General features: G+C 60.0%; 14 protein-coding genes. All 14 read right to left on the reverse strand.

All coding sequences use genetic code 11. The features are described from left to right. Positions 1-15: 15 nt before the first annotated feature. Positions 16-2,127: a beta-galactosidase gene (locus tag VN622_06770; protein HWR35557.1), complete on the reverse strand. Its 2,112-nt coding sequence runs from the start codon at positions 2,125-2,127 to the stop codon at positions 16-18. Between the two features lie 275 nt (positions 2,128-2,402). Beyond that, on the reverse strand, positions 2,403-3,236 hold the full coding sequence (locus VN622_06775) for a response regulator (GenBank protein ID HWR35558.1): 834 nt from the start codon (positions 3,234-3,236) through the stop codon (positions 2,403-2,405). After that, entirely contained in the window at positions 3,237-4,007 is a 771-nt protein-coding gene (locus tag VN622_06780) for a DUF4388 domain-containing protein (GenBank protein HWR35559.1), read from the reverse strand. It lies immediately after the preceding gene. Beyond that, positions 4,004-4,492 (reverse strand): chemotaxis protein CheW, encoded by a 489-nt coding sequence (locus tag VN622_06785; GenBank protein ID HWR35560.1) that lies wholly within the window; start codon positions 4,490-4,492, stop codon positions 4,004-4,006. Before VN622_06785 ends, VN622_06780 begins: the two co-directional genes overlap by 4 nt. Continuing rightward, a complete protein-coding gene (locus tag VN622_06790) occupies positions 4,489-4,974 on the reverse strand; it encodes a chemotaxis protein CheW (protein HWR35561.1) in 486 nt (161 codons plus the stop codon). The genes VN622_06785 and VN622_06790 overlap by 4 nt, the downstream gene beginning before the upstream one ends. Then, positions 4,971-6,146: a chemotaxis response regulator protein-glutamate methylesterase gene (locus tag VN622_06795; GenBank protein HWR35562.1), complete on the reverse strand. Its 1,176-nt coding sequence runs from the start codon at positions 6,144-6,146 to the stop codon at positions 4,971-4,973. The genes VN622_06790 and VN622_06795 overlap by 4 nt, the downstream gene beginning before the upstream one ends. Positions 6,147-6,153: 7 nt before the next feature. Beyond that, the gene (locus VN622_06800) at positions 6,154-9,351 is read right to left on the reverse strand and encodes a response regulator (protein ID HWR35563.1); all 3,198 of its coding nucleotides are present in this window, start codon (positions 9,349-9,351) and stop codon (positions 6,154-6,156) included. Further along, positions 9,348-10,226: a protein-glutamate O-methyltransferase CheR gene (locus VN622_06805; GenBank protein HWR35564.1), complete on the reverse strand. Its 879-nt coding sequence runs from the start codon at positions 10,224-10,226 to the stop codon at positions 9,348-9,350. The genes VN622_06800 and VN622_06805 overlap by 4 nt, the downstream gene beginning before the upstream one ends. Positions 10,227-10,252: 26 nt before the next feature. Further along, complete coding sequence (locus tag VN622_06810; protein ID HWR35565.1) at positions 10,253-11,680, reverse strand: HAMP domain-containing methyl-accepting chemotaxis protein; 1,428 nt, start codon at positions 11,678-11,680, stop codon at positions 10,253-10,255. A 202-nt stretch (positions 11,681-11,882) separates the two neighbouring features. Beyond that, a complete protein-coding gene (locus tag VN622_06815; GenBank protein HWR35566.1) occupies positions 11,883-12,428 on the reverse strand; it encodes a chemotaxis protein CheW in 546 nt (181 codons plus the stop codon). Positions 12,429-12,458: 30 nt separating this feature from the next. After that, complete coding sequence (locus VN622_06820) at positions 12,459-12,821, reverse strand: response regulator (protein ID HWR35567.1); 363 nt, start codon at positions 12,819-12,821, stop codon at positions 12,459-12,461. Positions 12,822-12,970: 149 nt separating this feature from the next. Next, the gene (locus VN622_06825) at positions 12,971-13,681 is read right to left on the reverse strand and encodes a histidine kinase dimerization/phospho-acceptor domain-containing protein (protein HWR35568.1); all 711 of its coding nucleotides are present in this window, start codon (positions 13,679-13,681) and stop codon (positions 12,971-12,973) included. Further along, positions 13,642-15,795: a hypothetical protein gene (locus VN622_06830; GenBank protein HWR35569.1), complete on the reverse strand. Its 2,154-nt coding sequence runs from the start codon at positions 15,793-15,795 to the stop codon at positions 13,642-13,644. Before VN622_06830 ends, VN622_06825 begins: the two co-directional genes overlap by 40 nt. Before the next feature lies 1 nt (position 15,796). Further along, the coding region (locus tag VN622_06835; GenBank protein HWR35570.1) for a hypothetical protein at positions 15,797-16,181 on the reverse strand (385 nt) is incomplete at its 5' end.

Raw genomic sequence — 16,181 nt, forward strand, 5'->3', positions numbered from 1 at the left:
GAAAAACCTAGCCTGCTACTTGCCTGCGGGAACGAGCACCACGACATCGTTTGCGGGAATCGTCAGCAAGGCCGCCGGTTCGCTGCCCTTCAGCAGTTCGCGCATTGGCGCTGGTAACGAAATCTTCTGCGCCTCTGGGCTGTGGTTGATCAGGATGAATAACTCTTTGTCGTGACTAACGCGCCGGCATACCTCTACACCGGACGGAACCGGGCCAAGTGCAGGCTTCACACCAGCGTCCTCGACCATCCACTTCGAAAGCCCGGCCATGATGCTCTCATCAAATTGACCGCCCACGTAGGTGACGCGTCCGGAACCGAGCTTCCGTGAAATTACCGCCGGCTGCCCGTCGAGCCATCCGTTGCTCTTGCCGAACTTAAGCAAAACCTCGACGTCGGGCGCACTCGTCCGCAGCATTTCCGCCCAGGTTTTTGCTTCGCCCGATCCCAATGCGCCGCTTACGGGCACGTTCTTTTCCAGCGCGAAGAACTCGGCGACCTCGCCGCCCAGCAGGTTCGACAGCAGCTTGCCAGGTTGCAGAGAAGGCTTCAGCGCGTTGTGCTCGTCCTTCATGCCGGTGCGCGCGCCAATCACGAGGTGACCACCGGCCTTAACGTACTCGACCAGTTGCTGCTCCGTACTGTCGGGCAGCACGTTCAACGCCGGCGCTACTACCAGCTTGTAGTGCGAGAGTGGTGCCGTTGGATGAACGATATCAATATCCTGCGTGAGCTGGCGCAATGGCCGATAATAGGTTTGAAGGTGAGTGTTTGGATCGAAGTCCTTGTTGTGCTTCTGGAACTCGATTGCCCATCGGCTGTCGTAGTCATACAGAATTGCCGTTTGCGGCGCGGGTGAGGTGCCTTTGATCGCGTCGGCTATCTTCGCGAACTCACGCCCAAGCTCCGCAACTTCGTCATACACCGGACGCGGTTTGCCATCCGCCCCGAGCAGGCTGCCATGGTATTGCTCCTGGCCTCCCAGGGCGTTGCGCCACTGCCAATAAGCCACGGCGTCCGCGCCATGTCCAATCGCCTCCCATGCCATGCGCCGAACTTCCCCGCGATCGAGCATGTTGTTCACATCCGCCCAATTGACCGACCCGGGCTGAGTCTCCATGACCCAAAAGCTCTTTCGCTTGAAGCCGCGAGTGAGGTCATGCGCCGCACCCTTTCGAACTGGATCAAGATGTCCGGTGCCCACGTAGTTGTCCCAGGACGCGAAATTGAGTTCCTGCGCTACGAGGTAGTGATCGAATCCGCCGTAGAAGCCCATGAAGTTGTGCGTGATGAACTGGCGCGGGTCGGCGTGGGCGCGTATGGCTTCGATCTGGTTGTGCTGGTAATTTCGGAACATCTCACTGCCGAAGCGCTTCCATTCCAGCATCAGGCCGGGATTGTGGTACCCAACCGGGATCGGAATCTGTTCCCAGTTGTCGTACGTCTGGCTCCAGTAATCCGTGGACCAGGCCTTGTTGAGCGCGGCGAGCGTGCGGTAACGGCTCTTAAGGAATGATTGGAACTGCTGGCGCGACTCGGCGTCGTACGACACAGGTCCGTACTCGTTGTCGATTTGCCAGCCGATCACATCCGGATTGTTGCCATAGCGCTTCGCCATTTCCGCGGCAAGTCGCCGTGCAAGTTCCAGGTACTTCGCGCTGGTAATGCGGTACTGCCCGCGGTTGCCGTGAGTCGCGCGCGTTCCGTCTTCCCACGTCGCCAGCGTTTCCGGATACTTCTGCGTAAGCCATGCCGGTGGCGCTGCCGTCGGCGTGCCCACAACAATTTTCATTCCTCGCTTTGCGGCGAGCGCGATGGCGCGATCCAGCCAGCCGAAATCGAATTGACCATCCTGCGGCTCCATACGGCTCCACGCGAACTCTCCCACCCGGACCATGTTGATCCCGGCGGCCTGCATCAGGGTGAGGTCAGTCTCCCAGCGCGCTTCCTCCCAGTGTTCGGGATACCACGCCACGCCCAACACAAGAGCGGGCACACCGGGGATAGATTTGGATGCCTGCCGCTGGGCATTGCTTTCGGGCTTGGCCTGCTTGGTCTGTGCAGCCGCGAAGGCTGCGTTCGGCGAGACGATGAAAGCAAGTATCAGAAGTAAATAAATTTTCCGCATGATTGTCCCTCGGTGCAGGCAATCGACCCCACCCACGGGTTCGCGCCTGCGATATCTTTCATTACTATCACGTGCTCGTGTAAACGTTTACCCAACGATTCCAGGCCGTGCGAGAGGCACTGGGCGGGAAAGCTCAGTCTCAACGTGCAGAGTACAGAAGGTCAAGGGATTTCAGCCGTGAAAACGCGAAGGCAGCGCTTCCGGAGATTTCCTGAATACGTCGAAAACACTTCAGCGTTACGGGGGCGGCACTCTCAGTCGGTGGTAGAACTTTTTTAGTCTGATTCTTGCAATGTCTTGATGTGCTCTTCGAGTGCTTGCGAATATTCGCGCTCTGCTTCGAGTTCAGACTCCAGCTTTTTGATCTGGCTCTGCAGGCGCATCAACTCAAGACGCATTTTTGTCGCGTCCATGTTGAGCGTAGAGGGCGGCGGTTGGGGCACACGAGGCTGTGCAGGCGCTAGGACAGCGGCCACCACCGACGCGACAGGCGCGGGTGCAGCGGCCGGATTCGATCCCATGATTGCCGCGGCCGTTGCTGCAATAGCTGAAGGAGCAGGTCTGGAGACTAACGGAGACGCAGGCACGGGGCGCGCGCTTCCTGCCGTCGCCGCCATTGCTATTGGCGGACGCGCTGCCGATTGCGGCGGACGTCCATTTACTTGCGCGGAGAAAATGCTGCTTAACGCCGCCACCGACGCGCTCGCTGCCGCGGCGGGAAGTGGCGCAGTTGCCTTCGGGTTTAATAAGTGGCGCACGCGTGTAATGAGGTCTTGCGGTTGGAACGGTTTACGGATCAGTTCATCGGCCTTCACGGCGAATGCGCGCTCCGCAACCTGCCTGTTCACCACGCCCGACATCAGGATCACGGGCGTCCTGCCGAAGCGCACGTGCTGCTTGATGTGCTGGCAGACTTCATAGCCGTCCTTGTCCGGCATGATGACGTCGCTGATGACGACGTCCGGCGCGCTCTGCTCCATCAGCGCCAGTGCCGATGCTGCATCGTGGCACGCGATGACATTCATGCTCTCGCGGCGAAATGCGATCTTGATCACTTCGCGCATCGTGGCGCTATCGTCGATGAAGTACACAACCGGGGTCGCGCTCATTTAAAACCCTCCATCGGCAACGCCGCGCTCTTCGTCGATCTCGCGCAATGCCTCCAGCATCAACTCCGTCACAGACCGCAGGACAGTGCGAGTGGTTGCCGTGTCGCCAGGGATGAACTTGTACACGCCTTTCTCGATGTTGTTGCAATTCTTGATGATGTTCAGCACCGCATCGTCGCCGATGAAGTCACCACTCTCGGCGTGCACCACGTCACCAAGGTCGAAGAAGACGATGCCATCCAACTCCGCCGCATTCACGTGCAGCGCGCCGGTCTGCCTGGAGTGTCCCAGCATCTGAATGATGCCCGGCAAGTCCATGTGCGACAGGTTTCCTTCCAGCGCCGTCTCGGAACTCTCCAGCATCTGGGTTGGCTGGAATCCCTCGTCATGACTGCGCAGAAAACTGCGAATGTGCGCGGCAATGTTCTCCGGTCCCAGTCGCCGGTCGATGTAATCGTCACACCCGGCACGGAACGCTTCCATCAGCGCCTGTTCTCCGGCTTCGCCCATTGCAAGAATCGGGATGTGAGCCGTCTTCAGATCGGCGTGCAGTATCTTCGGCAACTGGTACGCGCCCATCTCGCGCAGGTTCGTCGCACAGAGAATCGCTGCCGGCGGATTCCACTCCAACATAGTCAGCGCGTATGCCGCCTGCGTGCTGTGGATCACCTCGAAATTTTCCTTCTTCAGCGCCTCAGCAAGCCGCTTGGCAAAGAACACGTTGCTGTCGATGACAAGAATCTTCGAAACCGTCGGGGCAGACGAACTCATCGCGCCACCTCCACAAAGGCCTTGGCGCTTGCAACGTCGGCTGCAATCAATTTTTCCAGATCCACCAACTCCACAATCTCGTCTTTCATCGAGAGCAGGCCGACAACATACTCCGGCAGGCGTCCCGTTGGCGGCAACACCTCGGCCGTCGTCAATTCGCATTCACCGGTCACAGGCAATGCCGTCCACTCCGTATGTCGTCCGCCATCAAAATAGCGCGTAGCAATCAGATAGAACTTGCGGGGCGGCGCATCCAGGCCAACCAGCACTTGCGCCACATCGCACACGGGAACAATGTGTCCGCGCCGAACCAGAACTCCGGTCAGCAGCCGCGTTGTATGCGGAAAGGTTTGCAGCATGTCCGGACGCGCAAGCTCAGTCACGATCTCGGCAGGCAGCGCAAAGCGCTTACACCCGAGCGGGAACAACACAAACTGCCGCGCTCCCGGCCGCCAGCCTTCGTTCGTTTTCGTGCTTGTGCTCATACTGCCGATTCCTTCATCTGCCGTTGCAGCAGCCCGATTTCGCTGCTCGTCAGAAATGCGGCCGCGTTCACCACCGGAACCACCGCCTCTCCTAACAGCGTAAGCCCGCGATACCAGCGGCGCTCATCACCATGGAAAGACTGTGGCAACGGCTGCACGCCAGCGACCTCCATCATGCGGTCGATACTGTCCACCGCCACAGCCGTTCGCAAATTCCGCAGAATAAGCACCCGGCTCGCTTTCGACGGTAACTGGCAGAGATGAAAACTCGCGTCCACGACGAAGTACGTATGCTTCCCGCGCACTAGCATCTGCTTCACTTTTGCCAGCGTGCTGCGCAGCGGTTTCAGCCCCTGAAGGTCTCGAATCTCGTCAACCTCGTTCGCTGCGATGGCGAACGTATGCGGCCCAACGGCGAACAGGATTACGGCCTCGCCATGGCGAACGGCGTGTTTCTTCGTCGTCTGACGTCCGATCCTCACAGCGCACCCGCCCTGGCGGCGCCGAAAAGATAAAGCACGCGCTTCTCAACAGCCGGATAGATTGCCTCAATCGGCAGCACCTGGTCCACGGCGCCTGTCTTGATGGCTTCCGCCGGCATGCCGAATATGATCGCCGTTGATTCATCCTGCGCGATAACGTGGCCGCCAACGGACTTCACCGCCTGCACGCCTCGCGCGCCATCATTTCCCATGCCGGTCAGTATCACGCTCAACGCCATCGGGCCAGCAAAGCTTGCGACCGTTTCTAATGTCACGTCAGCGCAGGGACGGTAGCCGGAAATACGCGGCCCATCATCGAGCGTCATGCGGCCAGTCGGAGACAATCTCAGGTGATGCGAACCGGGACAGACGTAAAACGTGCCGGCCTGCACGATCTCACCAACCTCTGCTTCCTTTACGCGAATCTGCGAGACCTCTGCCAACTGCTTACTGAATTGCGAAGTGAACGTGCCGGGCATGTGTTGTACCAGCATCACCGCTCCGGCAAAATCACGGGGGAACATCGGCGCTAACTTCATCAGCGTTGCCGGGCCGCCTGTCGATGCGGCTACGACTACGATCGGGAACTTCCCTGCTGCCCGTGCCGCCGAAAGTCCTGCGTGAGGCACGTTTGCAGACGTTGAATTTGGGACAGCCGCTGCCGCCGCTACGGCCGCGACCAGTTCCGAAGTCGGTTCCGTTCGCGGAGCGCTGGTTGCGATTTCATGCGCCAGCTTCGAGCGCGTTGCCGTCCGCACCACGCGAACCTTCGCCGCCATCTTCAGTTTGCGGACGAGTTCTTCGCGCACGGTATTCATATCCAGGTCAATGCCGCCCGAGGGCTTCGCTACGAAATCAATCGCGCCCAACTCAAGAGACTTCAGCGTAATGTCTGCGCCTTCGCGCGATTCCGAACTCACGATCACGATCGGCTTGGGCTGCGACGCCATAATGATTTCCGTCGCCTGCAAGCCGTCCATGTGGGGCATATTGATGTCCATCGTGATCACGTCCGGCTTCAACGACTCCGCCAGCGAAACCGCATCTCGCCCGTCACGCGCTTCGCCCACCACCTCCATTTGTGGATCGGTGGTGATGATGCTTTGCAGCACCTTGCGCATGAACGCCGAGTCGTCGGCAATCAGCACCCGAATTTTCGCGCCTGGAATCATGTAAGCTCTACTGCCCTACCACTGCGCCCGCAGGTCTCGCCTGACCCGACGTGCCAATCATCTTCGCCACTTCAGCAATGAACTGGTCTTCCTGCACCGGCTTGACCATGAACGACGCAGCGCCTTCCTTCATCGCGCGCTCTCGATGCTTCGCGCCCGCACGGGACGTCACCACCATCACCGGAAGGTGCGCTGTCGCAGCGTTTTGCCGCAGGTGCAGCATCAACTCGTATCCGTTCGTCCGCGGCATCTCCAAATCAGTTACGACGAGGTCGCAACGGTTCTGGCTCGCGATTTCCAAAGCTTCCAGTCCGTCGGACGCAAGCCGTACGCGATAGCCTGCCTTCTCCAGCATTCGTCCTACAAACTTGCGAACGCTGATGGAATCGTCGGCCAGCACCACGACCTTTTCTCGCTCGACTACGTCGATGGCCTCGACCGGAATCTCGCCGGCGGCAACCGCAACTGCGCCCGGCGCAAAGACTCGTGCTGCATTCGCGGCCGTCATCAGCGGACGGCGCTCGATTGACTCGCCCACGATAAGTCGGTTGATATCGACGAGCAGTATCAGCGAGCCGTCTGGCGCGATGGTTGCGCCTGGGAAGAGCTTCACGTTACGCAGGAATTCGCCAAGACTTTTGATAACAATCTCGTCCTTGCGCAGAACTTCTTCCACGACGATTCCGACTTGCCGTCCCGCGACGTTCACGATGACCAACCGGTACCAGCCGTTCACCGGCTCCACGTCATCCAGCCCGAGTTGACCATCCAGGCGCACGACTTCGGTCACTACATCGCGAACCTTGGTCAGCAGTTTGCCTCCGACATCTTCTATGTCGCTGTTGCGAATCCGGCGAATCTCTTCGACAAAGGCCAGCGGGAAGGCATACGTCTGCGCGCCGCAGCGCACAAAGAGCGCCTGCGAAATGATGAGCGTCAGCGGAACCTTCAGCGTGAATCGCGAACCTAGGCCTTTTTGCGTTTCGATCTCGATCTCGCCGTTCAACGCGTTAAGGTTTGCGCGCACCACGTCGAGACCAACGCCACGACCGGACAACTCGGTTTTGCGCGGCGCCGTCGAGAAGCCGGGATGGAACAATAGGTCGAGCAGGTCGCGCTCGCTCAATCCGGCCGCATCGTCTGCGGAGAACAAGCCGGCATCGACAGCGGCTCCGCGCACGCGCTCGTAGTCAATGCCGCGACCGTCGTCTTCCACTTCTATATAGATATGGTTGCCGCGATGGTAGGCGCGCACGGCCACGTTTCCGACGTCCGGCTTGCCTGCGTTGTAGCGGTCTTCCGTGCGTTCGATCCCGTGCGCCACCGCGTTACGGACCAGGTGCAACAGCGGATCGGCAATCTGCTGGATGATGTTGTTATCGAGTTCGGTCTCGGCGCCCGCCAGCGTCAGTTCGACATGCTTGTTCGCCGCTTTTGCGGAATCGCGAACGGTGCGCGAGATGCGCGTATAGAGGTTGCCGATCGGCACCATGCGCGCTTGCGTGATCTCATCCTGCAACCGGTGAGCGAGCTTCGTGAACTCATCGATGTCGGAGTCCACGCGACGGACAAATCCATCAAGCTGCGTCAGAACTTCCGAGATATCCGCCGAGATTTCCGTCAGCGACCGCGACAGTATGCCGAAGTCGTCGTAGCGATCCATCTCCAACTCGCTGAACTCTGCGAGTGACGCGTCATAGGTATGCGAGTAACTGGAATACCCTGTGCGGAATGGGAAGTTCCCATCCGAGCCCCACGAGCCGTCATCTCGAATCGGCGACGGGCGAGGAACCTGGTGCTGTCCGCCAGGCTGGTAGCTCGGCGTGGTCGTGAGCCGTGCGAACTCGTACTTATCCTGGAACTCGGCAACCTTATCGCTCATGCGCGCCTTGGAGAAGGTCAGTACCTCGGCCAGGCGTTCCAGTTCCGCGAGTCGTCCCAGCATGCGCGTGCGATTGATAACCAGTTCGCCGACCGCGTTCATCATGCGATCCAGACGCTCCAGCCCTATCCGCACAGACTTCGACTGCGGCATGCCTGTCGGCTCGCGCTTTGTAACGAGTACGTCGGAGTCTTCTTTCTCCTTCTCTTTCGCTGCGTCTCTTGCCGCAGCGTCCGGCGTCGGCAGGAGCACTGGCGTCGCTTCGCCGCCCGCTTTTACCTCTGCTGGTGCATTCTCAGCCGCGGCACTGTCGCCCTCCTGCTTTTCTTCCGGCGCAAGGTTCGCAATGCGCGCCATGAGCGACTTCACCGTGCGCTGGAAGCCTGCTTCGTCGGCCCATTGGCTATACAGCAGCTTCTTTAGCGTGTCCCCCGACTCCAGGCACAGGTCGACAATTCGTGCGCTGGGGCGCAGTTCACCGTCGCGCAAGCGTCCAATCAAATCTTCGGCGTGGTGTGCGACCGTGGCGATACGGTGCAATCCCACCTGCGCCGCCGATCCCTTGATGGTGTGCATGGCGCGGAACAGGCGGTTGATGTCTTCGGGATTCGGATTCGCTTCCAGCGCCAACAGGCACTCGGTCACCGCCTGTAGATGTTCCTCCACCTCAGGGATGAAGAATTCCATCACCTCGGTCGGCACCTCTCCATCGAGCGGAAGGTCGGGCACATCTACCACGGCGGCAGCAACGGGCGTACTCACCTTCGCTTTTGCAACCGGAGCAGGCACGCTTACCGGCTCCATCTCCGGCCCGAATTCCGGACCTAAAGGCGCTTCGTCCGAGTAGGCGGGTGCAGACGCGACTTCGGTCGCTTCGGCCAGTGGCTCAGGCTCGGGCTCCGCCACAGGAGCTGGCGAGGGCGTTGCCGCCGCCTGGAACGCGAACGGATACTTCTGCTTGAAGGCTGTGATGTCCTCTTCGGCCTCAGCACTGGTGGCGCTGATCATGAGGAGATCAGTTTCCAGCACGGCGATGGTTTCCGAAATGAACTCAACCAGCGGGCCGGATGCTTCCGGGCTGATGGTTGCATTCATCGCGTACTGGAAGATGTGTGCAAGTTTGCCAGAAACTTCCGAGAAGAGCCTGAAGCCGTACGTGCCCGAAGTCCCTGCCAGGCCGTGCGCCGAGATAAACAGACGCTCGACATCGTCCGGCGCAGGATACGGATCCTGCAAGATGCCGGAGTATTCGCGCAGGAACTGCAAATGCTCGCTCGCTTCCTGGAGAAAAATTTCGATGAATTCCTGGCCGGGGGCGCTCATAGCTGCTCCTCGCCGGCGGAGGCCGCGCGTACCGTCCCACCCGGAATCGGCCGCTGGAGCAACCGGGCGTCGGCGTGTACGGTCTGGAGAAACTTCACTTGTGCGCCCGCCACCGACTCCGCATGTCCAAGGAAGAGGTAGGCACCGGCCTCAAGGTATTCGTAGAAACGTTGGATGAGCGCGTTTCGTCGCTCTTCGCTGAAGTAAATCAGCACGTTCATGCAGAAGATGCAGTCGAAGCGGCCCATGTAGACCGCCTGCGCCAGGTTCATGGGCGCAAACGAAACCATGTTGCGAATCTTGGGCTTTACCATGAACTGGTCGCCCACCTTCACGAAGTACGTCTCAATTTGCCGCTGCGATAAATTCTCAAGCGTCCTGCGCGAATACACGCCGCGCTCCGCATGTTGCAGCGCCTGCTTGCTGATGTCCGTAGCCAGGATCGTGATGTTCCACGCTTCCGCAAACTCGAGCGTGTCGCAGATGCTGATGGCGATCGAGTACGGCTCTTCGCCGGTAGAGCATCCAGCGCTCCATATCCTTAGCGTTCGCGGATTCTCCCAGAACTTCTTCATATGCATCTCTGGAAGAACTTTTTTCTCCAGCGCATTGAACACGTCCGGATAGCGGAAGAACCGCGTCTCCTGCGTCAGCACCCGTTCCAGCAGCGCGTCGTACTCGACGTTCGATCCGCGGATAACGCGCATCAACTCAGCGCCGTGCGCCAGCCGCTTGAACTCCATGTGCTCACGCACGCGTGTGGAGAAGAACCGCTCACGCGACTGGTCGAAGAGGATTCCCGAGCGCTGCTCGATGAGCGCGCGAATCTCCGACAGCTCGTGATCGGTGATGACCGGATTGGCGGTTTTCTCCATATGCTACCGACTCGCTTCAGTCTTTCTTACCGCGACACAGCGGCCGCAGCGACACCCATCTCCTTGTTTGCCGTGTGGATGCGGAACTGCGAAAGCGCTTCGTTCAGCTGTTCGCTCAGTTTCACCATCTGCTCAACCGTGCGTGCCGTCTGCCGTGCTCCCTGCGAGGTTTGCCGCGTAATGTTGGAGATGATCTGCATGGCATTCGCCACGCCTTCCGTGCCGCGCACCTGCTGTTTCGACGCCAGCGAGATTTCCTGTACCAGCTCCGCCGATTGCCGCACGACGCTCGAAATCGCTTCCAGCGCTTTGCCGGCCTGGTCGGCCAGTCGCGCGCCCACTTCCACTTCGCGTGTGCCTTCTTCCATGACGACGACTGCTTCGTTCGTCTCCGCCTGGATCGCCTTGATCAGCGCGGCAATATCCTTGGTGGCGGTACGCGAGTGCTCGGCCAGCTTGCGAATTTCATCGGCAACGACCGCGAAGCCGCGTCCCGCTTCACCGGCGCGCGCCGCTTCGATGGCCGCATTCAGCGCCAGCAGGTTCGTCTGTTCGGTAATGTCGTTGATGACGCTGATGATTTCGGAAATTTCCAGAGAGCGATCGCCGAGCGACTTGATCTTCTTCGCCGTCGCCTGCACCGAAGCGCGAATGCGCTGCATGCCTTCCAGCGTGTCGCGCACGGCACGGTTGCCCTGTTCGGCGGCGTCGAGTGCGCGGCGTGCGGCTTCCGCACTGGCTTCGGCGTTGTTCGACACCTGCTTCATGGAAACCGTCAGCTCTTCCACGGCCGAAGACGTATTCGTGATCTCCTGATCCTGTTGCGTTGCGCCGCTCGCCATCTCTTCCGAGGACACGAGAATCTCGTTCGCGCTCGTCGAGACGTCGATGGCGCCCTTGCGAACGCGCTCCAGCACCTTCGTGAAGTTGTCAAGCATGTAGTTAACGGAGTCAACTACGTTACCCAGCGCGTCGTTCGTCACCTTGCCGCGGAGCGTCATGTCGCCACGCGCAATCTGACTCACGATCGTCAGGAAGTCCGTCACGCTGCGCTGCAACGTCTCCTGCGCTTCCTGGTTGAAGAGGGCACGAGACGCTCGCTCTGCCGCGCGATTTAGGTTCTCCGCCATGAAGCGGAAGTCGTCTTCCGATTCGACCTCAAGGCGCGACTTGTAGTCACCCGTACCCAACCGCTCCGTGAAGTCCACGAGGTTGTGAATTGGCGTCACTACCTTGTTGCTCAGCCGGAACCATATCCACAGCCCCGCGCTCAGCGCCACGGCCGCCGCCGCCAATAGGCGCAGTCCTGCCGTGCTCGGCAGCGCACCCAGGTCCATCAGCGACAATCCGCCCGACTTTGCGCCAGCAGCATATCCGAGCGCCAGCACCGCGAGCAGCGCCACAAGGTTCACGACCACCAACATGCTGACGGCCGAACTTAGACGACCCTTCATAGAACCTCCGCAACTTCAGACGTCGGACGGCAGACTTCAGACCTCTGATTTCAGACTTCAGACCTTAGACGTCAGAACCTCGGACCACATACCTCGCACAACATCCACACTTCTAAACCTGAACTGCCATGTGGCTGACGCCTCGCGTCCGACGTCTGTCGTCTGCTGTCCGACGTCTAACCTCTGCCGTCCGACGTCTGCCTCAAATCACTGGTACTGGAAACGCATCCAGCAGGCGCTTCAAATCCAGCGCCAGCGCCAAACGATCTTCATGCCGCAACATGCCACAGCAGTGCGGTACGTCACGAGGAGCCTCGTCCACGAGCAGGGCATCCGTCGTTGTGTACGTTCCGATCACTTCGTCGGCGGCGATGCCGATCCGCACATCGCTCTGCTCGCCCTTGCCTTCCAGGCACGCGACAACACAATGCTTTGGCGGCAGGTCCGCGCGCCGGACTTCCGTGAACGCAATGTCCACGATCGGCACGATGGCGCCGCGCAGGTTGAAAATGCCTACGAGGAACGCCGGGCCCAGCGGAATACGCGTCACGCTCGGCCACTCCACCACTTCCTCCACGTCGAGCACGCCAAGGCAAAAGCGTTCGCGGCCGGCGCGGAAGACGCAGTACTGGCGCTCCGGCAGACGCTCCTCCTGCTCGCTCGCATCCACCATCGCGGCAGAATCATCCGGCGGCATCGCAACGCTTGCGCGTTGTCTTTCGTTCTCGAATTTTGCTTCTTCGCTCACGCCTGTCTCTCGAGTGCCGCCGCGGTCCGCTCAGCGCAGAAAACGTTGAACTTCGCCCAGCAACTGTTCTTTCGTGAAAGGCTTCACGACGTACCCGTCGGCACCCTGCTGCTGTCCCCAGAACTTGTCGCTTTCGTTGCCCTTTGAAGTCACCATAACGATCGGAATGCGCCCGTACTCGGCGGAGCCCTTCAGTTCGCGGCACGCCTGGAAACCGTTGCGACCCGGCATCACTACGTCCAGAAGAATCAACCCGGGGCGCTCAACGTCGATCGTCTGCTCGATTCTCATGGGATCGTTGATTGACACAGCCCAATAGCCAGCCTGCTCCAGATAGGCCTGCATCAGCCGCACTTCGGCCTGCGAATCGTCAACGATCAATACTTTCTTCAAAGAGGACACAGTTCTCCCATGACAAAGCCAGTGAAACAGAGTGCAATTCCGCAGCCACCGCCAGCGGCTACGGCAAAACTCGCGTAACACACATAACAAAGAAGTGTAGATTCAGCAACTTACATACAATATCAGAAGAGGCAACCAGACTAACCAGCAGCCTGAGACATCCCCTTCGTCTCAGTTTGAGAATCTTTCTCAGCGAACTGCAACTCGTTGTTCAAAGACGAGAAGCGTTGCAGAATTTCATGTATGCGCAGCGACATCGTGCGGATCGTCTCCAGTTGGTCCCTAACCTCGGGAGTGAACTGTCCCGGCTCCATCAGCAGAAGCTCGGCGTTCCCCAGCACCGAAGTGAGAGCGTTGTTGATCCCGTGGCGCATGTCGAGCATGTAGGTGCCGAGCTGCGCAAAGCGGGTATTCTGGATCGCCACCTGCTCTGCCTTGCGCGCCCGCGTTTGCGCCTCAACCCGGCGAATGCACTCTGCGCCGAGCAGGACGGCAATGTCGGCCCAGCCCTCGGCCATCCGCATGGTCAGCGCGCGCGGATGCTGATCGCGCACCTGCTGTAACGTGCTTCCGTCCTCCACTACGCACAACGTGGGGTGCGCGGGCGTGTCCAGCGATTTCAGTACCGGCGAGAGGCGTCCGCTACGCACAGGGCCTACCAACGCAACGTCATAGCTGGCGATGCCCGGGCCATTCCACAAGTCGCTGCTCATGACTGTGAAGGCCGGAACCGAGCGCTCGGATTGCCACCGCGCAAGAACCATCCGCGAGAACTCGGCGTCGTCAGAAATTACAAGTACGTTCGGCTGATTCACCGTTTTGTCTCCCGCATTCGTTGTTCGCTCAAGCATGTTTCGGCTTCATCCATAAAAGTGAGTAACCGCTTGGCCGTTGCCGCTAGGTTGACGGCGGCATCCACATTTTTCCGATCGCGCGCCTGCGCGATACTCTCCTGCAAGGCAGCGGCCTCCACGTGAGCCACGCCCAATGCAGCCTTAAGGTCCGGCGCTGCACCCGTTCGGCGCAATCGTTCCAGCGCTTCCACCACAACCGCGCGCACGGCAACAGCACGCTGTAACATGTCCGCCACGTCATCGCCGCCGCGCAGAAATGCCGCTACTTCCCACGACGACAACAGAATGCGCGTGCCGCCCAGCGTCACCGTCGCCACCGCCAGGTGTACGTTCTGTGATTCCGCAAAAAACAACTGCTCGGCAATTCGTTCCAACGCGTCTTGCAGCGGATAAGTCACGTCCGTTGCGCCGCTCACAACCAGCGCGCTCGCCAGCTCTGGAAGCGACGCTGGCATTGGCGTCTCAACCACCGGCACCGGCTTGGGAACATTGGGCGGCTTGTTTTGTATCGGGCCCGGCGCGACAGCCAGCCTCGAAATTTCGGTTTGGGGCGACTGAGATCCAGTCGCGACTGTCGCAGCGGCGGGCATTGCCGGTTCGTTCGCACGCTTCGGCGGCTCAGCGATAGGCTTCGCAATCTGGAGGGGCGGGGCCGTATCAACCGGCTTCGGAACCGAAAGCGGTTTGGGCGTTTCAACCGGCGTAGTAGTCACGCCTGGCGACTCTGGCCGCAACGGCTTCGAGACCTCAACAGGAGTGGCCAGCGCAACAGGCTTAGCCACTTCGACGGGCTTAGGTACTTCAACAGGCTTAGCTATTTCAACCGGCTTAGCCATGGGCATCGCCGGCTTCGTCGTTTCCACCTGCGCGAATATCTTCTCGATTGACGCCTGCGGAGGAACGTTTTTTGGAGCGACAGGATTCAGCGCGGCCTGTGGCGGACGCTCCGGCGGCCGCGTTTCCACCGCAACTGCGCGGGAAATCTCAGGCTCTGGAATCTTAGTCTCTGGAATTTCAGGGTCTGCGACGCGCGCCGGCTCTGGTAGCGGGTGAGCCTCAAAAATCTCGGCCGCCACAACAGGCGACTTCGAAATGTGCGGCGGCGCCTCGTTTGTGACTGCCTCCCGAGGAACTTGCGAATTTGGGGTTTCAGCCGCGACAGCTGTTTCCAGTGCGACGGGTGCCGCGGTCACGGCTGGCTCAAGCACCTCCACAGCTTTCGGTGGCTCGGGCGCATTTGCCAACGCGAGGTCAGCGGACTCGCGCAGTGCAATCAGCAGCGAGAACGCACCTCCCGCGGCATAGTCGGCAAGATAGATCTTTTTCCAGTCGCGACACTCGCGGCGAATGCTCGCCAGGCACTCCTCGCTGCCCAGCCCCGCGCGCGAGCAGTCCAGCGTGGTGACCCCTCTGTGTTCAAGCGCGTTGAGCGTCGCTCGTATGTGTTCCAGGTCTGCGCGCATCAATCGCGCAAAGGCTCTGCGAAGCATGAAGTTGTATCGCGCAAACGCCAGCATCACGCCAGAACCGAAATACATCGCTCCGGCTTTCTCTTTCAGCGCACGTCCCTGTTCCAGAATTCCTTCTCGCGCCAGGTCGGCGAGCGAGTGACACTGCACCAGTCGCACGAGAAGCAGTTCCACCTGCGCCGCCCAGCCGGGCACGCGCAAAGACGCTTCTCCGATCACCGGTTCAAGCACGATCGCCATGTCGTCCAATTTGGGATGTCGCTCGTGCATCTCGGCCGGCGCGAACTGGCAGAAGTACTGCACCAGAAGGAAATCGACTTTATCCCTATACGCGTCCAGGCCATCGTCTTTCGCCAGGTAGCGCTGCGTGAGGGCGCGCAGTACAGGCTCCGTGCCAATCGGCAGAGCCTGCAGCACTTGTCGCAAGTGCGAGGCTCCGCATTTCGCATCCATTTCTTCCAGCCACTCACGCATGGAGGCGAGCGACTCGGCGTCCGAACGGTCCACCGGCGATTCCAGCACGCGGCAGGGCTTCACGCCCAGTTCGAAGCGCTTCAACAACGGCGCATAGATCGAGTAGACGCGGCGCGCGGCGCGCCATTCAGCCGCGATGTCGTGCAGGTTTGGTGCCGTGGAGGTCATCTTACGAGTCGGCCTTGACGATCCAGTTCGAGACTTCGTGCGCAAACCGCGCAGCAACCGCCGTAGAGCCGTCGTGAAATTGCATGGCGACGATGGAAGCCTCGGTGTTCAGCGAGCCATCGCTGTTTTCGAGACGCAGACTGGACGCGAACTCCAGCGGTAGCCGCGAAGCGAAGATCACCTCGCGCGGCGTGCCGAACTCAATCACCGTCTGCTCACTATCCGCACCGTCGCAGGCGTCCATCCGCGTGATCCGCACAGGAATGCGGACAGGCGTCGCTTCCGGAAAGAACTGGGCTAGTTTCCCAGCCGGCGACGCGCCCGGATTTTTAGACGCCGCTGTCGCTTCAATACGCACCGAATGCCTCGACTCGATTGCTCCGCCA

Source organism: Clostridia bacterium, from assembly GCA_035561135.1.
In the GTDB taxonomy this organism is placed as follows: domain Bacteria; phylum Acidobacteriota; class Terriglobia; order Terriglobales; family Acidobacteriaceae; genus DATMYA01.